Raw genomic sequence first — 18,491 nt, 5'->3', positions numbered from 1 at the left:
CTGATCCGACTCCTGTCGGCTCACCACCGCGTTCGCCGTGATCGGCGAATCGACGGAAAGGTGAGCAATCATGAACTTCCACAACCTCTCCCAGAGGGCCAGCAAGGCCGCGCGTCTCCTTCGTGGCGGTAACTCGGGTCCATCCACCATTGCAGAACGCGTCGAGCAACTGAACACGCTCGATGTTGTTGCTGCCGCAACCACACTGCTGGCCATGCCGCAGGCGAAGGCTGTCGCCATTCTCGACCGGCCGGAGTTGCACAAGGCCGCCGAGATCATCGCCCATTTTCCGGTCGAAAAAGCAGCACCCATCGTCAACCTGATGTCCGACGACCGTGTCGCGGATATTCTGGCTGAGATGGAAGACGGACCACGGGGCCGGCTTTTTGCCCGACTGGACCGTGCAGCCGCACTCTCCATCCAGCACCTGATGGGGTATCCGCCACGCACGGCCGGTTCCATCATGACCACGGAATTCGTCAGCGTACCGGACGACTGGACGGTGGAGCAGACCCTTTCGCACATCCGTTTCGTCGAACGGTCGCGTGAAACGGTCTACGCCATCTATGTGTTGGCCAAGGACAAGACGCTTTCCAAGGTGGTGACGCTGCGACGGCTGCTGACCGGAGAGCCGGACGCCTCGATCCTCTCGGTGGCTTCACGAGAAGGCCTCGTTTCGGCCGATCCGATGATGTCGCAGGAAGATGTCGCCCGACTGATCCGCAAGCACGACCTTCTGGCCCTGCCCGTCGTGGACGAGAATGCGCGCATGCTTGGCATCGTAACCGTCGACGACGTGATCGACACGATGATCGCCGATACAACGGAGGATGCGCACAAGTTCGGCGGCATGGAAGCACTCGGCAAACCCTACATGTCGATCGGCTTCCCGGATATGATCCGCAAACGTGCGGGCTGGCTTGCCGCCCTCTTCCTTGGAGAAATGCTGACGGCAAGCGCCATGCAGCACTTTGAGGGTGAGTTGGAAAAAGCCGTGGTGCTGACGCTGTTCATTCCGCTCATCATGTCATCCGGCGGCAATTCCGGTTCGCAGGCAACCTCGCTCATCATCCGGGCGCTGGCGCTTGGCGAGTTGAAGCTGTCGGACTGGTGGCGGGTTTTACTGCGTGAAATCCCGACCGGGCTGACACTCGGCTGCATTCTCGGCGCTATTGGTTTCCTGCGACTGACCGTCTGGCAGCAGGCCGGTTTCTACGATTACGGCGAACACTGGCTGCTGGTTGGCGCGACCGTCTTTGCCGCTCTCGTCGGTATCGTGACCTTCGGTTCGCTGGCAGGCTCCATGCTGCCCTTCGTGCTGCAGCGCCTGCGGCTTGATCCTGCCAGCGCGTCAGCGCCCTTCGTGGCAACGCTGGTGGATGTCAGCGGACTGGTGATCTACTTCTCCGTCGCGCTGGTCATTCTCAGCGGCACGCTGCTTTAAAGAAGCAATGCAGCCCGGTCGCAGTCACGCGACCGGGCAATTTTACGATGCCCCTCGAAAAATCCGTGTTTCCATAAAGTTACGAGGGCGTACTGCAAAACTGATTCAAGCGATGGGCTTGCATGCAGCCTGACAGGTATTGGGGGGAACCATGAGAATTTCGAACCTGAGAGATCATCCACATTTTGCGGATACGGTTGCCCATCGTGGCTGGAACGCCTGGTGGACAGATAGCGGTCTTCCCGTTGAACATTACCGTGCGCATCTGGAACCGATGCTGGCAAGCGCCGGCATTCCCTTCGCCCTCGTCGCCCACGACAACGGCGACTACGCAGGGTCCGTTCTGGTGATCGAGAACGATCACGATGATCGCCCGCAATACGCGCCATGGATTGCCGCGCTCTGGGTCGAACCTCAATTCAGACGACAGGGCATTGCGGCACGACTGCTTGTGGAAAGTCGCCTGGAAGCGGAAAAGCGCGGACATGCGTCGTGCTATCTCTGCGCCACATCGGATAAGGCACCCTACTATCTGAAGCAGGGTTTCAGCCTGATCGAGCCGAATGTTTCCGATCTCGATATTTTTATGATCGGAAGCCCGAAGACAGGCTGATCCAGTCTCCTTGAAACGATCCTGCCAGCCCGAAGAAGCGCACTGGCAGATCTGAAGCCTCTATCAGCCGCCAGCGTTGATAACACCTGTGGCCAGAAGACCAAGCAGGATGACACCAATCACCACGCGGTAATAGACGAATGGCATGTAGCTCTTCGTCGAGACAAGTCGCAGGAAGAAAACGATAACGGCATAACCGACGAAAAAGGCGATGACTGTCGCCAGAGCCGTCGGCCCCCAACCCACCGGATTGTCTTCGCCGATACTCTTGAAAAGCTGGTAGAAACCGGAGCCGAAGACAGCGGGAACAGCAAGCAGGAACGAATATCGTGCCGCAGCCTCACGCGTGTAGCCAAGCAGCAGGCCGGCGCTGATCGTACCGCCCGAACGGGAGACACCGGGAATAAGCGCCATGGCCTGTGCGAAACCGAAGAGAATGCCATCACGCCAGATGAGCTGGTTCAGCTTGTAGCGTTTTGCGCCGATCTTGTCGGCAATGCCAAGAACGATACCAAACACGATCAGCATGACAGCGGTGATGTAGAGATTGCGCAGCGAATGCTCGATGGCATCCTTGAACAGCAGGCCGAGAAGCACGATCGGCACGGAGCCGATGATAATCAACCAGCCGAGGCGCGCATCGGACTTGTCGTAAGTTCCCAGCCGCAGGTTCTGACGCAACCAGGCCGTGGCAATCCGCATGATGTCAGACCAGAAATAGACCAGAACCGCCAATTCGGTACCGATCTGGGTGATCGCCGTAAAGGCTGCGCCAGGATCGGAGCCAGAGGGCAGAAACTCCCCGGCAATGCGCAAATGCGCGCTCGAAGAAATGGGAAGAAACTCCGTCAATCCCTGCAACAGACCGAGAAATCCGGCCTCAAGCCAACCGATGCTCATGTGATGTGATGTCCCTGCTTGCGAATCGATGCCGCAGCATTATGCATCAATCGGGGCAAATACGTGTTGCATTGCAACACGCCCACGACGCAGTCTTCACCCGTTACTTTTCTCAGGACATTGCTCACAAATGCGCGCGCTGGCTTTTACGCCGCCTTTTCTGTGTCCTCAGGCATGCGCGTATATTTTTCACCGTTCTTGCAAACCACATGGGTGTCGCCCCAGCTTTTGAGTGCCGAGATAACCGGCCGCATGCTCTCCCCGAGCGGGGTCAGCGCGTAGTCAACGCGCGGCGGCACAACGGGGAAAACCGTGCGCGATATCAGTCCTGCTTCTTCCAGTTCCCGCAACTGTTTGGTCAACATGCGCTGGGTGACGCTCGGAATATGGCGACGCAATTCGTTGAAGCGCAACGTGCCGGAATTGGTGAGGTGATAAAGGATCACGCCTTTCCATTTTCCATCGAGGAAACTCAGGGTCGACTCCACCGGACATCCGGGGAAGTTGCCGGTGAGCTTGGCGCGTGGACGGGACATGACAGTATCCTTTTTGTATGTATCGTCAAAAAATGTGCATTCTTGCGGGCTTGGTTCATATGTATCAAGTAAGGGGCACGCAAACAAGCAAAGGAGAATCTGCATGCGTGCCATCGGTTACCAGAAAGCCCAGCCCATTACCGCTCAGGATGCTCTCGTCGACATCGATTTGCCTGTGCCTGAAGCCAAAGGGCACGATATTCTGGTTGAGGTGAAGGCCGTTTCCGTCAATCCGGTCGACACGAAGGTTCGACACGGCCAGACGCCGGAAAACGGCGAATACCGTGTGCTTGGCTTCGATGCTGCCGGCACCGTCAAGGCCGTCGGAGAAAAGGTGACATTGTTCAAAGCGGGCGATGCCGTTTTTTATGCCGGCGCCATCAACCGCCCCGGCTCCAACAGCGAGTTTCATCTGGTCGATGAGCGTATCGTTGGCGCCAAGCCGCGGACGCTCTCCTTCGAGGAAGCGGCTGCCCTGCCCCTGACCGCCATTACCGCCTACGAAACGTTGTTCGACCGCTTGCGGGTCAAGGACGCCGTTCCCGGTGCGGCCAATGCCATCCTCGTTATTGGTGGCGCTGGCGGCGTCGGCTCAATTGCCATCCAGTTGTTGCGCGCTCTGACCGATCTGACCGTCATTGCAACAGCGTCCCGCCCGGAGACAATGGATTGGGTCAAGGAACTCGGCGCTCATCATGTGGTGGATCACAGCAAACCGATTGCCCAGCAAGTGGAAGCTCTCGGCATCGGCGCTCCGGCTTTTGTCTTTTCGACAACCCATAGCGACGTCCATGCTGCAGACAGCCTCGCCGTGATCGCGCCGCAGGGGCGTTATGCGCTGATCGATGATCCGGCAGGCGGCTTCGACGTCATGCCTTTCAAGCGCAAATGCATTTCTATCCATTGGGAAATGATGTTCGCCCGCGCCGTCTTCCAGACCGTTGACATGATCGAACAGCACAATCTGCTCAACCACGTTTCAGAGCTGGTAGACGCCGGTACGATCAAGACGACGCTGACCGAGGTTCTGGGCACGATCAATGCCGGAAACCTGATCAAGGCACATGCGATGATCGAGAGCAACAAGGCCAAGGGCAAGGTCGTGCTCTCCGGCTTCTGACATCAGAAGGCCCGTGTAACGCAGGTTACACGGGCCTTATCTCTTTCCAGACGTTTGGCGATCAATCGTCTTCGGGATCTTCCGCGCACGGCCACGAAGACGGTACGGTCAGCCCGGCGGGCAGCTTCGTCTTGTCATTACCGCAAGACAGTTCGATCTGGCTTTGCGCCAATCCGGTTGCAGAAGACAGGTCTACCCCTTCGATCCTTGTCAGCAACAGGAAGGCGTTGGAAAAGTCGACCGGTCCACCAAGCGTCGCGCCCTCGAAACGCGCCCTCGACAGGTTCGTCAGAGTGAATTTCACACCTTGCAGGCTTGCACCTTCGAAGTCCGCGCGACCGAGTTCCGCTTTGGTAAAGTCGGCTCCATCGAGCTTGGCCTTTTCGAATTGTGCCCGCTGCATTTCGGCGTTGACGAACTTGGCGTTGGTAGCATCTGCCGAGGTAAAATCGCTACGATAGGCTTCCACCTTCGTCAGATTGGCGCCTTGCAGGTTTGCTTCCCCCAAAGCCGTACGGATAAGCTTCGCCTTTTCCATGTTCGCGCCTTTCAGCGTCGAGCCACGAAGGTCGGTGTAGGTAAAATCAGTGCCATACAGCATTGCCGAGTCGAGATTGCTGCCTCCCAGCATCAGCAATCTCTTATTGCATTCGCGCCAATCAATGCCCGCAAGGGCATCGGTCCGGCAGCTTGCTGCACCGGCGTGATGGCTGGTCATCGTCAGGGTGACCATGATGCCCGCCGCAACAGCGGCAATCCGGCCTGCCTTGTCGTTCAAACGGATCTTCAGCCTTTCGGAGCTGGCCATGCTTTCACTCCATATCGCAAGCGCGCCACCCTTGCGGCTCCCGTCGGCGCGTATCCTATACGTAAGTCGTTGAAGGGCAATCTGCAATCACCGCAAAAAGCCCGTCCACATTCCTGTGAACGGGCTCTTTGATGTCTAGGCGCGGTGCGCACAGGCCGGGCCAAACATTACATGTTGGCGTATACAGGCCCTTCGCCGGGCATTCCCGATGACGGCGGTCCGTGCGGGCCGGGCCAACATTACATGTTGGCGTAAACCGGTCCTTCGCCGCCTTGTGGCGGAACCCAGTTGATGTTCTGGTTGGGGTCCTTGATGTCACACGTCTTACAGTGAACGCAGTTCTGCGCATTGATGACGTAGGTTTCCTGGCCGTCCTTCTCCACCCATTCGTAAACGCCAGCCGGGCAATAACGCGTCGATGGTCCGGCATAAACATCGTGCTCGGATGATTTCTGCAGCGCCATGTCCTTCACCTGAAGATGCACCGGCTGGTCTTCTTCATGGTTGGTCGAGGACAGGAACACTGACGACAGACGGTCGAAGGTCAACACGCCATCAGGCTTCGGATAGGCAATCGGTTTGTGCTTCGCGGCCGGTTCGAGACTTTCCGCATCCGTCTTGCCGTGCTTCAGCGTGCCGAACACCGAAAAACCGAACAGCTGGTTCGTCCACATGTCGAGGCCACCAAGCGCCACGCCGACAGCCGTGCCGAACTTCGACCACAGCGGCTTGACGTTGCGGACCATCCTCAGGTCCTTGCCGATATCGCCCTGACGCCATTCGTTCTCGATCTCGACAACTTCGTCATTGGCGCGACCGCCTGCAATTGCCGCGGCAATCTTGTCGGCCGCCAGCATGCCCGACAGCACCGCATTGTGGCTGCCCTTGATGCGCGGCACGTTGACGAAACCGGCCGAACAGCCAATCAGCGCGCCACCCGGGAAGGTCAGCTTCGGAACCGACTGATAACCGCCTTCGGTGATGGCGCGGGCGCCATAGGACAGACGCTTGCCACCCTCGAACGTGTCGCGGATCGCCGGATGCGTCTTGAAGCGCTGGAACTCCTCGAACGGATAAAGATAGGGGTTCTTGTAATTGAGGTGCACCACGAAACCGACAGCGACCAGATTGTCTTCCAGGTGATAGAGGAACGAACCCCCGCCGGTCTTCATGCCAAGCGGCCAGCCGAACGAGTGCTGCACCAGACCCTGTTTGTGGTTCTCAGGCTTGACCTGCCACAGCTCCTTGATGCCGATACCGAACTTTTGTGGTTCCCGATCCCGGGACAGGTCGAACCTGGCGATCAGCTGCTTGGCGAGCGAACCGCGCACACCTTCCCCGATCAGCACATATTTGCCGTGCAGTTCCATGCCGCGGGTGAAGTTCGGGCCGGGTTCGCCGTTGCGCTCGATGCCCATATCGCCGGTGGCAACACCGATGACGGCACCTTCGTCATTGTAAAGCACTTCGGTGGCGGCAAAGCCCGGATAGATCTCGACGCCGAGCGCTTCCGCCTTTTCCGCCAGCCAGCGACAGACCAGCCCAAGCGAGACGATGTAGTTGCCGTGATTGTTCATCAATGGCGGCATGGCGAAGTTCGGCAGGCGGATCGATCCGGCCGGGCCGAGCAACAGGAACTGGTCGTCCTTGACCTCGGTCTTGAAGGGATGCCCCTCCTCCTCGCGCCAGCCCGGCAGCAGCCTGTCGATACCGATCGGATCGACAACCGCACCGGAGAGAATGTGCGCGCCGACCTCGCCGCCCTTTTCCAGAACAACCACAGACAAATCCGGATCAATCTGCTTCAGACGGATCGCCGCAGAAAGGCCAGCGGGACCTGCACCAACAATCACGACATCGAATTCCATCGATTCCCGTTCAGGGAGTTCCATCGGTTCGGTCATTCTACCCTCTCACTCGCCGGTCCCTTCCGGCTGTTGTTTCCACCCATCGCAGCAACTATTGATCCTGCGGTCCATCGCGGAATCAGATAGCTGCACCTTTCAAGGCAGCTTTATCGATGCCTTTTGTCTTCGCAAAGCATGACACACTTGTCGAGCTTCTATAGCGGCAAAACATGTCGTATGCCAGATATTTGTCAGACAACCTGATGACTAAGTTTGCACATATTACCTTTACGTTCACGTAATAGTAAATTCACGCTGAATGTGCGTCAAGCGACCATACGATCTGCAAATGAAGAGGTGATGAGAATGGGCGCTTGGAAAGCGAACCGATTAACCGCCGATCAGCAAAGCGTGATGCTAGCATCAAAAATAATCGGCACTCAAAAACCATTCGGGCTTGAACCAGCCTTCAAATGCGAGCCACCGCCACCTATAAACACTGTCATCTGCATTTCGGCATAAGGATATTCGTCATGGATCTCGGCATTTCCGGCAAACGCGCCCTTGTTCTCGCATCTTCGCGTGGGCTGGGCCTCGGCATAGCAACTGCGCTCGCCAAGGAAGGCGCAAACGTTATTCTGGTTGGCAGAAGCGGTGAAAAGCTGGAGGCAAACTGCAAGGCAATCAATGCCCTCGGCAAGGGCAAGGCCGACTGGGTCTGGGGCGACCTTGCTGACGAAGGTTTCGTTGATGCCATGACGCAGGCGGTCAAGGAAAAGCTCGGCGGCATCGACATTCTCGTCAACAACACCGGCGGCCCTACCCCCGGCCTGGCACAGGAAATGACCGCCGACAAGCTTGATACCTTCTTTCAGTCCATGGTCTTGCGCGTCATTACCCTGACCAACACCCTTTTGCCGCAGATGAAGGAACAAGGCTGGGGCCGCATCCTGACCGTCGCGTCCTCTGGCGTTTTCGAGCCGATCCCAAACCTTGCCTTGTCTAACACGCTGCGCGGCGCCCTCGTTGGCTGGAACAAGACGCTTTCGAGTGAGGTCGCGGGCTTCGGCATCACGGCAAACATGCTGCTTCCGGGCCGCATCCACACCGACCGTATCGATGAACTCGATGGCGCAAACGCCAAGCGTCTCGGCAAGAGCGTCGAAGAAATCCGTGAAGCATCAGTCAAGACCATTCCGGCCGGACGGCTTGGCTCCGTCGATGAATTTGGTGCCACCGGAGCCTTCCTGTGCTCCCAGCCTGCCAGCTACATCACCGGCACGATGCTGCGCGTCGATGGCGGAGCATCGAAGTCGAACTGATAAAACAGCAATTCTGGAGCCGAAACTTCGGCTCCAGAATCCTCCCGGCTTAGAAACGAATACGTCCGAAGCTGGCAAGAATGGCGGAGCACAGGCACAGCAGCCCATGCCATCGACACAGTCTGGCGCTTCCAATCCGGCACCGGTCGCAAGCTCTCCGTCGACGCAGCCGACAACTGCGCCTGTCCGAAATACTGTGAACAGTGGCTCCGATGCGATGAGCGAAAGAGCTGCGTTGCGCCGCAGTCTGGCCGAAAAGGAAGCGGCACTCGAAGTTGGGCGCAACCGGGCAGTCGAAGCGCAACAGGATCGCATCATTCGCGGTCTCCTGGATGCAGCCGTCAACGGCACCACTTCCAAGGATGGCAACAACCTTATGAGGCCGGGTGACAAAGAAGACAGCCACGCCAACGTCGTGACCCGTTACTACGCGGAGACCTGACAAATCCATATGTGTCAATTTCGCATGACATCGGCGACCTCCCTGCATTATGGTGCGGGGAGGTTATGCTTATGGGGTCTATGATGCGCTTGCTTCGAATTTCCCTCGGTGTCCTTGGCGTATTGCTTACGCTTATCGGCCTCGTCTGGATGGGACAGGGCAGCGGATATTTCCCCTACCCGGCCTCCAGCTTCATGATCGACCAGAGCCCGTGGATCTGGCGCGGAGCAATGGTTGCCATCGTCGGCCTGGTGCTGATCTTTTTGGTACGTCGCCTCGTACGCTGATTTATTTCACCAGCGCCGGCAGATCGGCAATCAACGAATCGCGCGTCACGAAGCTGATTGGTTCTTCGCGGCTCCAATCGGCGATGTTAAGCCGTGCGAACACAACACGCCGCTCTCCTTTATCTGCCCAGCCGACGAACCAGCCAAGCCAGGCATCACCATCCGGCTTGCCAGCCTTGTTGCGCATGCGACCGGAACCGGTCTTGCCATGTACCTGCCAACCATCGTCTGCGGCAAATTGCGGAATGACCGCCCGCGTCTTGTCAAACGCGGCTTTCGAGACCGGCAATTTTCCATTGATGAAACGGCGTACGAAATCAGCCTGCTGGTCACCGGAAATTTTCAGGGAAGACATCAGCCAGGATTCCGTCAAGCCGTCCGTTTGGCCCGGAATACCCTTCACATCAGCATTGCCGTATCCGAAATCGCGCACATAATCGGCAAACTTTTTCTGCCCCAGCTTTCTGGTGATTTCCTGTGAATACCAGACAATCGAGTCTTTTTCCCAGATCGTCGGGTCGACCGATTTCTGCTCACGCTTCGGCCGGTTCCACGTGCTCTTGTAGTTCCAGCGCGGGGTTGTCGCATCTTTCAGGATACCTGCGTCATATCCCATGATAGCCAAAGGAAACTTGAATGTGGATTGCGGTGCAAATGCTTTTTCACATTCGCCGTTTCGATGGAGCACAGCGCCACTTTCAGCATCAAGAACAACCGTGCAATGCACCGGCTCTGCGGCAAGCACGTTACGAGATGGCAGGCAAGAGATTGATATCGCCACAAAAAATGCAGCGGTAAATCGTCTTGTCATCATGTTTCATTCTCCTTGGATTGGCGAGCGCTCTATGTCTGGTCGTACCGATTTAGGCTCGTTTGCAGGCAAGCGACAAATGATGATATCTGCCGTAAGACATGAATTAAACTTGGGCTTAAATGCCATAGTCCGTTAAATGGAGATGGCCGCATGGTCCGCCCCCACCTGCCGCTGAACGCTCTTCGCGCTTTTGAGGCTGCTGCACGCCACCTGAGCTTCACCCGCGCTGCGATAGAACTGTGCGTGACCCAGACTGCGATCAGCCATCAGGTGAAATTGCTGGAGGAACGCCTCGGTGTAACGCTTTTCCGTCGTCTTCCCCGTGGCTTGATGATTACCGACGAAGGCTTGGCGCTGCTGCCAACCCTGCGTGATTCATTCGATCGTATGGCCGACATGCTGCAGCGCTTCGAGGATGGTCACCTTCAGGAGGTCCTGACCGTCGGCGCCGTTGGAACTTTCGCCGTCGGCTGGCTTTTGCCGCGCCTGCAGGAGTTTAACGAGCTTTATCCCTTCATCGATGTTCGCCTCTCGACCAACAACAACCGTGTCGACATCGCTGCAGAGGGGCTGGATTTTGCCATTCGTTTCGGCAATGGCGCCTGGCATGACACGGAGGCGGACGAGCTTTTTTCGGCCCCACTCTCGGCGCTGTGCATTCCCACCATTGCCGAACAGCTTGAAGGCCCACAGGACATTGCCCAGCACACGCTCTTGCGCTCCTACCGCATGGACGAGTGGCCGGGCTGGTTCGAAGCGGCAGGCGTGGCGGCGCCACGGATCAAAGGTATCGTCTTCGATTCCTCCGTGCCGATGGTCGAGGCAGCCATGCAAGGTATCGGCATCGCACTTGCCCCGCCACTGATGTTCCAGCGCCAGCTTTCATCCGGCGATCTGGTGCAACCCTTCCCGGTCTATGTTTCCAAGGGGTGTTACTGGCTGACCCGTCTGAAGTCGCGCAGCGTCACGAAGGCCATGGCAACCTTTGCGGCCTGGATTGCGGCAAGAGCCGAGGCGATGCGGATGCCCCCGTCAAAAAACTGACGCCACGCGCTTGCTATTCACAATTGCCTGTGCGATCACGCGCCCTCTTCAAAACAGGCGGGCGCTTTTTTGCGTCCCTTTATCTGTCCGGATGCTCTTTGGCTTCCGGCGCATCTCTTGTTGACACATAAGGATATCCGCTATGGCAAGGGCACTCGGCCTCGATTTCGGCACGACCAACACGGTCATGGCAATTTCCGATTCTGGCACCACCAGCCACTCCATGCGCTTCACCAGCAGTGCGGGAACGGCAGACAGCATGCGCACCGCTCTCTCCTTCATGAAGGATAACGCCCTTGGCGCCGCTGCCTTGCATGTGGAAGCAGGCCATGCCGCTATCCGCCAGTTCATCGACAATCCCGGCGATTGTCGTTTCCTGCAGTCGATCAAAACCTTCGCGGCATCCTCGTTGTTTCAGGGCACATTGATCTTCGCAAAGCGCCAGAGCTTCGAAGACTTGATGGAGGTGTTCCTGCGCAAGCTGAAGACCTATGCCGGAGACGAATGGCACAACGACGTTTCCACAGTCGTCGCCGGGCGTCCGGTACGCTTCGCAGGTATGAACCCGAATGAAGAACTGGCACTGACCCGCTACAATGAAGCGCTGACACGCGCCGGTTTCCCGGAAATTCATTATGTCTATGAGCCTGTCGCAGCCGCCTATTACTTTGCGCAGAGCCTGAAGAAGGACGCCAATGTTCTGGTGGCCGACTTCGGCGGCGGCACCACCGACTATTCGCTGATCCGCTTCGAAACCCATGGCGGAAAACTTTCGGCAACGCCAATCGGCCACTCGGGTGTCGGCATTGCCGGTGACCATTTCGATTTCCGCATGATCGACAACCTCGTCTCGCCGGAAATTGGCAAAGGCAGCAAGTTCAAAAGCTTCGACAAGGTTCTCGACGTTCCCTCGGGTTACTACGTCAATTTCGGCCGCTGGAACCAGTTGTCGATCTTCAAGACCTCGAAGGAGTTTTCCGATCTGAAATCGCTGGTCCGTTCAGCGTTAGAGCCGGAAAAGCTGGAGATGTTCATCGATCTGGTCGAGCACGATGAGGGCTATCCGCTTTATCAGGCCATCTCCGCAACCAAGATGGCGCTGTCGTCACAGGAAGAGGCAGAGTTCAACTTTGCCCCGCTCGGCAAAGCTGGACGCAAGACCGTCAAGCGGAGCGATTTCAACAGCTGGATCTCCGAGGACCTCGGCAAGATCGAGGAAGCGCTGGACGAGGTTCTGGTCAAGACCAACACCGCGCCTGACGCCATCGACAAGGTGTTCCTGACTGGCGGCACGTCGTTCGTGCCGGCCGTCCGCGAGCTTTTCACCCGTCGTTTCGGTACGGACAAGATCGAAAGCGGCGGCGAAATGCTGTCCATCGCCCACGGTCTCGCTATGATCGGCGAAAGCGGAGACATTGAACGCTGGACAGCGTGATTTACGGGTTTCGCCGGGCCGGGACTTGGGATAGTTTTCCCTCATGATTTCGGCCCACGACCTCTCCCCGGCAGAACTTGCCGCGCTTCTGCATTTCCATGCAGATGCGGGCGTGGATTGGCTTCTCGAAGACCAGTCGATTGACCGTTTCGCGGAATTTGCGACAAGCCGCCCGGCACGATCAACGGCGAGGCAGGAAGCTCCCCAGGGCGACCGTCAGGGCAATGATCGACCGGCGGGTTCGGCCGAACCGTCGCGACGGCCGGCAACCGCTTCGGGCAGAGCTGCGCCGCCCGCTCCCGCCATTCAACAGAATGTCGCCGTTCCGGACGAGCAGGTCGTGGCGGCTGCGCGCTTTGCGGCCGAAAGCGCCCGCTCCATCGAAGAACTCAAGACCGCTGTGGAAGCCTTCAACGGCTGCAACCTGAAGAACAGCGCGCGCAGCACCGTCTTCGCAGAAGGTAGCCCTGCCTCCGGCATTATGGTGATCGGCTCCATGCCCGACGCCGACGATGATCGTGAAGGCATTCCATTTGCCGGCAAAACCGGGTTGCTGCTTGAGCGCATGCTGGCGGCAATCGGGCTCGAGCGCAGCGGTATCGTGCTCGGCAATGTCGTCCCCTGGCGCCCCCCGGGCAATCGCCAGCCGACTCAGGCGGAAATGGACATTTGCCGCCCGTTCATCGAGCGTCAAATCGCGCTTTACGAGCCAAAACACCTGTTGCTTCTTGGCAACTTTACCGCACGTTTCTTCTTTGGCGGCAGCGGAACCATTCATACCATGCGCGGACAGTGGCGGGATATCGCCGCCGGGCACCTTGTTTTGCCCGCCCTTGCGAGCCTGCATCCGCAGGAACTTTTGAACGCCCCCGCCTCCAAGTCATTGTCTTGGCAGGATTTATTGGCATTCAGGGCGCGTATCACGCAATCGTAAATGCCTTCTTTCTGCTCAATGTAAATGATTTGTGAAAAAAGCCATGCATTTTGCGCATAACAGCGGCGCATTTGCCTTGCTTGCCGAATCCATGCTGCGCTGCGATATATCCCGCCATGTCTTGGGAGGAAAAGGTTTAAGGAACCAAGGCAATGACCACTCGCTTCCGTCCGGTGCATTCCGGCTTTGAAACGCTTCGTCTGGCGGGCCTCAGCCCCCGTTCGAGTAATGGCTATCATCGTTTTGGCGCTGCCGCCAATGAACAGATGACGGCTCGCGCTGCTGCGCAGCAGGTTCGCGTTACGCGTCCTTCTGCTGTTTTTGCGGATTTTCGCGAACGCTAAGATTGTGTGATCGGCAATCTGCCGATGCGAAATGAAGAACTGCGCTGTGGCGTCTTTCTCCGGAAAGGCGCCTTTTGCATTTCAAGACACACTACAGGCTGACGGCAACCTCAAAAGGAAATTCATCCCTGAGGCGTCGAGGCTTTGCGCGCCGCTTTTCTGGCGAGACCAAGCTGGTGCTCGCGCAGGATGATGAAAATACCGGCCATGATGACAATCGCCGTACCTATAAGCATCGTTGTTGTCGGAATATCGCCAAACAGAACGTAGGACACGGCAATTCCGAAGACGATGGAGCTGTATTCGAAAGGCGCGATGATCGAGACCTCGGCGTGCCGGTAGCTTTCCGTCAAAAAGATCTGCGCCACGCCACCACAGATGCCGCTGCCAATCAACAGGGCCGCCTGTTGGGGATTGAGCCACAGCCAACCGAATGGCACGCTGACCAAGGACAGCAAGGCTGCCGTCAGCGAGAAGTACAGGACAATGGTTGGCGTCTTTTCCGTTTCGACCAGTTGCCGTACCTGGATCATTGCCAAGCCACCCAGCGCGGCACCGACAAGAACGGCAATCGCCGCCGTGCCCTCGCCTGCAGCGAACCCGCCTTCACGCAGCAACGTCATTTTCGGCCACAGAATGACCAGGACGCCGACCATACCGATAGCGACGGCGCTCCAGCGATAGACTCTGACCTTTTCCCGCAGGATAAGCGAGGCAAACACCACGGCGAGCAATGGCGATGCGTAACCGATGGCGATGAACTCCGGCAAGGGCAGCAATGTAAGACCATAAAAACCGCAGGCCATGGACAGGATGCCGAGAAAACCGCGCTTGAAATGGCCCGCAAGATTGTTGGTATGTAACGCACTTGCCAATGCGTGCAGCCAGGCGAGATAGACGACGATCGGGACAATGGCGAAAGCCGAGCGGAAGAAGGTTATCTGCCCCGGAGGCACATCCGGCCCTGACGCCTTGATGCAGGTCTGCATCATCAGAAAGAAGCCGACCGAAATCAGCTTCATGGAAATCCCGCGAACGGGACTATAGGCATCGGCGCTCATCGGCAGTTACTCATATCGTCTGCACAAAACGCCATCAAAGATTTTTTCGCACGAAAAGGACGACGCAAGGGGGGGAATTGAATTTCCGCAAAGCTAGAACAAATGTGCGACCGCTTCACATCAAAAATCGTTATCCATCCATGAATTCGGTTGATTGCTTATGCGTGACGGCACTCCTTGAAATGCAACCAACGCCAACCTCGAAAATTTTCATAAAAATCAAAACAACTTCAGCAATCGTTCAACATTTGCTGCCATGGTCCGCAGAAACCAGCGGCCGGAGGACAAACTACACTGCAGGTTTGATCCTCTTTCCGGGGACAGAATGTCCCACGACGCTCACATGAACGTGACGAGTACTTCCGTATTTTACATTCAGGCTTTGTGACGACATGATGCCTGGCCGACGATCGACAGAATTATTCAGGAATAGTCATGCGAACAGATACGGGCCAGGTCGTTCACCTGGCAGATTACCGCCCTACCGATTTCGTTCTTGAGCGCGTGGATCTCACTTTCGAACTCGACCCCAAGAATACCAAGGTCGAGGCCCGTCTGATTTTCCATAGACGAGAAGGCGCGGAAAAGACCGCCCCTCTGATCCTGGATGGCGACGAACTGAAGCTGTCGAGTGTCCTCCTGGACCAGATCGAGCTTCCCGCTTCGCAATATGACGCAACGCCGGAAAGCCTGACGATCCGCGATCTGCCGGAAGAAACGCCGTTCGAGATTTGCGTGACGAACTACATCAATCCGCAGGTGAATACGCAGCTCATGGGGCTTTACCGCACCAATGGCGTTTATTGCACCCAGTGCGAAGCCGAAGGCTTCCGCCGGATTACCTATTTCCCCGATCGTCCTGACGTTCTGGCACCATACACCGTGACAATCATCGCGGCGAAGGAAGGCAATCCGCTGCTGCTGTCGAACGGCAACTTCCTCGGCGGCGGCAACTACGACGAAGGCCGGCACTTCGCTGCCTGGTTCGATCCGCATCCGAAACCCAGCTATCTCTTCGCGCTTGTTGCAGGCGACCTCGGAGTTGTGGAGGACACCTTCACCACCATGACCGGCCGCGATGTCGCGCTGAAGATCTATGTCGAGCACGGCAAGGAGCCGCGCGCAACCTATGCCATGGACGCGTTGAAGCGTTCGATGAAGTGGGATGAAGAGCGCTTCGGTCGCGAATACGACCTCGATATCTTCATGATCGTCGCCGTTTCCGATTTCAACATGGGCGCGATGGAAAACAAGGGGCTCAATGTCTTCAACGACAAGTTCGTGCTGGCAGACCCCGAAACCGCAACCGACGCGGACTACGCCAATATCGAGCGCATCATCGCGCACGAATATTTCCATAACTGGACCGGCAACCGCATTACCTGCCGCGACTGGTTTCAGCTTTGCCTCAAGGAAGGCCTGACCGTTTATCGCGATCAGGAATTTTCATCCGACATGCGGTCGCGACCGGTCAAGCGCATTGCCGATGTGCGTCACCTGAAGTCCGAACAGTTCCCTGAAGACTCCGGTCCGCTGGCTCATCCGCCGCGCCCGGACAGCTATCGTGAAATCAACAACTTCTACACCACGACCGTCTACGAAAAGGGTGCTGAAGTCACCCGCATGATCGCGACGATCCTCGGTGAAGGTGATTTCAAGAAAGGCATGGACCTATACTTTGAGCGCCATGATGGTGAAGCAGCGACGGTCGAGGATTTCGTCAAGAGCTTTGCCGATGCCAGTGGCCGTGACCTGACACAGTTTGCACTGTGGTACACCGAGGCCGGAACGCCGCTTGTTGCCGCATCGACGGACTACGATTCTGCCACCTCCACGTTCAAACTGTCGCTGGAGCAGACTATTTCTCCGACACCCGGCCAGCCGGTCAAGCAGCCACGGCATATTCCTCTGTCGCTGGCGCTGATCCTCGACAATGGTCAGATCGCCGAACCGAAGTCCGTTGAGGGCGGTGACCACCGTGACGGTGTGCTGCACCTGACTGAGCGTAGCCAGACTTTCACCTTCTCCGGCATCTCATCGCGGCCGGTCGTTTCAATCAATCGCAGCTTCTCTGCACCCGTGAACATCGACTTCGTGCAGCGGCCTGCTGATCTCGTGCAGATTGCCCGGCACGAAACGGATATGTTTGCCCGCTTCCAGGCTCTGACAGAGCTGGCCTTGCCGGCGCTGATTGCCGCCACGAAAGCCATCCATGCCGGTGGTGATGTTGTTGCGGATGCCGACCTCATCGCCACGCTGATCGAAGTCGCCGGTGACGAGAGCCTCGAACCCGCCTTCCGGGCGCAGGCGCTTGCGCTGCCCAGTGAAACGGACATTGCCCGTGAACTCGGTCGTGACACGGACCCTGATGCCATTCACAAGGCGCGTAACGCAACAATCGCGGCCATTGCCAAGGCTGGTATTGCCACGTTCACCCGGCTGTTTGAAACCTATGGCAACGAAGGCGCCTACAGCCCCGACGCCGAGAATGCCGGTCGCCGGTCGCTGCGTAACAGCGCCTTGAACTACCTGGCTTTTGCCGAGGAAACGCCGGATCGTGCAGCCCGGGCCTATGCAACGGCTGGCAACATGACCGACCTCGCTCATGCCCTGAGCGTTTTGACGCAACGCTTCCCCGAGCGACCACAGACCGTCGAGGCTCTTGCAGACTTCGAAGGTCGCTTTGCGGATAACGCACTGGTTCTGGACAAGTGGTTCTCGCTGCAGGCCGCAATTCCGGGTGAAGGCGCACTGGAACGGATCAAAGGACTGATGGCGTCGAAGCACTTCATCCCGTCCAACCCCAACCGCGTTCGCTCGCTGGTCGGAACACTGGCCTTCGGCAATCCCACCGGTTTCCACCGGCCGGATGGCGCTGCCTATCGTTTCCTGGCAGAACAGATCATCGCCATCGACACACGCAACCCACAGCTTGCCGCACGTCTTCTGACATCAATGCGCTCCTGGCGTTCCCTCGAAGCCAATCGCGGAGAAAAGGCAAAAGCGGCTCTCTCGCAGATCGCTGAAACCAAAGGGTTGTCAGCCGATGTCGGCGATATCGTCGAGCGTATCCTGAAGGGCTGATAGCGAGCAAAAGCGCATCGCCCAGACATGACAGAGAACGTATTCCGCCGCCTTGATCCCAATCATGGCGGCGGATTTGTTTCTTCAGCCCGATCAAGCAGACGGTACGATCGGGTGGTGAACTTCATATCTGACATGTCCCAAATCAGCACATCGTTTCAGTGCTTCATCGCGAAGCCCCACGACAGGTCGCCTGAGTTGAAGCTGTCCAAACTCTTTGGCGGCTTTGATGCTAGATCCGAAAACACAGTGCGTGATCTATATCGGAGTTCTTGTGGCGTTCAGTTGGATGGCGGCCCTGCCTTGCACAGTCTCGAGGCCAAAGTGCTCGCGGCGAACCGCGAGGACATCATCAGCACCTTAGTGGCGGGGCTTCCGGCCGCAGGCAATGGTGTTTGTCCAGACGCTGGGGCCTGCTCTCTATGCCTATTCGCAAGCGTGAAAAACCGTTTCCGG

At 57.4% G+C, this 18,491-nt stretch carries 17 protein-coding genes and 1 pseudogene; 12 read left to right on the top strand and 6 right to left on the bottom strand.

Annotated features, from left to right (window positions below):
• The first annotated feature begins 70 nt into the window (after positions 1-70).
• Positions 71-1,444, top strand: coding sequence for a magnesium transporter (gene mgtE, locus FY156_03480; GenBank protein ID UXS00612.1), 1,374 nt, complete (start codon positions 71-73; stop codon positions 1,442-1,444).
• Between the two features lie 151 nt (positions 1,445-1,595).
• Complete coding sequence (locus FY156_03475; GenBank protein UXS00611.1) at positions 1,596-2,057, top strand: GNAT family N-acetyltransferase; 462 nt, start codon at positions 1,596-1,598, stop codon at positions 2,055-2,057.
• Between the two features lie 63 nt (positions 2,058-2,120).
• Here the strand turns inward: FY156_03475 and FY156_03470 are convergent, their stop codons facing one another.
• Entirely contained in the window at positions 2,121-2,957 is an 837-nt protein-coding gene (locus FY156_03470; protein ID UXS00610.1) for an undecaprenyl-diphosphate phosphatase, read from the bottom strand.
• A gap of 146 nt (positions 2,958-3,103) precedes the next feature.
• Positions 3,104-3,493, bottom strand: a complete 390-nt coding sequence (locus tag FY156_03465; protein UXS00609.1) for a helix-turn-helix transcriptional regulator — start codon at positions 3,491-3,493, stop codon at positions 3,104-3,106.
• Between the two features lie 103 nt (positions 3,494-3,596).
• On the opposite strand from FY156_03465, the gene FY156_03460 reads away from it, so the two are divergent.
• Complete coding sequence (locus FY156_03460; GenBank protein ID UXS00608.1) at positions 3,597-4,613, top strand: zinc-binding alcohol dehydrogenase family protein; 1,017 nt, start codon at positions 3,597-3,599, stop codon at positions 4,611-4,613.
• A 61-nt stretch (positions 4,614-4,674) separates the two neighbouring features.
• On the opposite strand, the gene FY156_03455 is transcribed toward FY156_03460, so the two are convergent.
• Together FY156_03455 and FY156_03450 are read right to left on the bottom strand one after the other, a co-directional pair.
• On the bottom strand, positions 4,675-5,421 hold the full coding sequence (locus tag FY156_03455; protein UXS00607.1) for a pentapeptide repeat-containing protein: 747 nt from the start codon (positions 5,419-5,421) through the stop codon (positions 4,675-4,677).
• Positions 5,422-5,660: 239 nt separating this feature from the next.
• Positions 5,661-7,325: an electron transfer flavoprotein-ubiquinone oxidoreductase gene (locus FY156_03450; protein UXS00606.1), complete on the bottom strand. Its 1,665-nt coding sequence runs from the start codon at positions 7,323-7,325 to the stop codon at positions 5,661-5,663.
• A 476-nt stretch (positions 7,326-7,801) separates the two neighbouring features.
• Here FY156_03450 and FY156_03445 point away from each other — a divergent pair, with 476 nt between their 5' ends.
• The 3 genes from FY156_03445 (at position 7,802) to FY156_03435 (ending at position 9,319) form a co-directional block, all read left to right on the top strand.
• Positions 7,802-8,590: an SDR family oxidoreductase gene (locus FY156_03445; GenBank protein UXS00605.1), complete on the top strand. Its 789-nt coding sequence runs from the start codon at positions 7,802-7,804 to the stop codon at positions 8,588-8,590.
• A 106-nt stretch (positions 8,591-8,696) separates the two neighbouring features.
• A complete protein-coding gene (locus FY156_03440) occupies positions 8,697-9,032 on the top strand; it encodes a hypothetical protein (protein UXS00604.1) in 336 nt (111 codons plus the stop codon).
• A gap of 83 nt (positions 9,033-9,115) precedes the next feature.
• Complete coding sequence (locus FY156_03435) at positions 9,116-9,319, top strand: hypothetical protein (GenBank protein ID UXS00603.1); 204 nt, start codon at positions 9,116-9,118, stop codon at positions 9,317-9,319.
• 1 nt (position 9,320) lies between these two features.
• On the opposite strand, the gene blaOXA is transcribed toward FY156_03435, so the two are convergent.
• Positions 9,321-10,130, bottom strand: a complete 810-nt coding sequence (gene blaOXA, locus FY156_03430) for a class D beta-lactamase (GenBank protein UXS03012.1) — start codon at positions 10,128-10,130, stop codon at positions 9,321-9,323.
• Between the two features lie 153 nt (positions 10,131-10,283).
• On the opposite strand from blaOXA, the gene FY156_03425 reads away from it, so the two are divergent.
• From FY156_03425 to FY156_03410, 4 genes are all read left to right on the top strand, one after another.
• The gene (locus FY156_03425) at positions 10,284-11,177 is read left to right on the top strand and encodes a LysR family transcriptional regulator (GenBank protein ID UXS00602.1); all 894 of its coding nucleotides are present in this window, start codon (positions 10,284-10,286) and stop codon (positions 11,175-11,177) included.
• Between the two features lie 142 nt (positions 11,178-11,319).
• On the top strand, positions 11,320-12,612 hold the full coding sequence (locus tag FY156_03420; GenBank protein UXS00601.1) for an Hsp70 family protein: 1,293 nt from the start codon (positions 11,320-11,322) through the stop codon (positions 12,610-12,612).
• A gap of 43 nt (positions 12,613-12,655) precedes the next feature.
• A complete protein-coding gene (locus FY156_03415; protein ID UXS00600.1) occupies positions 12,656-13,546 on the top strand; it encodes a uracil-DNA glycosylase in 891 nt (296 codons plus the stop codon).
• A gap of 152 nt (positions 13,547-13,698) precedes the next feature.
• Entirely contained in the window at positions 13,699-13,890 is a 192-nt protein-coding gene (locus tag FY156_03410; GenBank protein ID UXS00599.1) for a hypothetical protein, read from the top strand.
• Between the two features lie 122 nt (positions 13,891-14,012).
• Here FY156_03410 and FY156_03405 read toward each other — a convergent pair whose 3' ends face one another.
• On the bottom strand, positions 14,013-14,951 hold the full coding sequence (locus tag FY156_03405; protein UXS00598.1) for a DMT family transporter: 939 nt from the start codon (positions 14,949-14,951) through the stop codon (positions 14,013-14,015).
• A gap of 435 nt (positions 14,952-15,386) precedes the next feature.
• Here FY156_03405 and pepN point away from each other — a divergent pair, with 435 nt between their 5' ends.
• Both pepN and FY156_03395 read left to right on the top strand, forming a co-directional pair.
• Positions 15,387-18,035: an aminopeptidase N gene (gene pepN / locus FY156_03400; GenBank protein ID UXS00597.1), complete on the top strand. Its 2,649-nt coding sequence runs from the start codon at positions 15,387-15,389 to the stop codon at positions 18,033-18,035.
• Between the two features lie 126 nt (positions 18,036-18,161).
• Positions 18,162-18,477: pseudogene (locus FY156_03395) on the top strand (carboxymuconolactone decarboxylase family protein).
• Positions 18,478-18,491 lie beyond the last annotated feature (14 nt).

This window comes from Agrobacterium tumefaciens, from assembly GCA_025559845.1.
In the GTDB taxonomy this organism is placed as follows: domain Bacteria; phylum Pseudomonadota; class Alphaproteobacteria; order Rhizobiales; family Rhizobiaceae; genus Agrobacterium.
The sequence above is the reverse complement of the archived record's forward strand: the minus strand, read 5'-3'. Positions and strand labels throughout refer to the sequence as shown.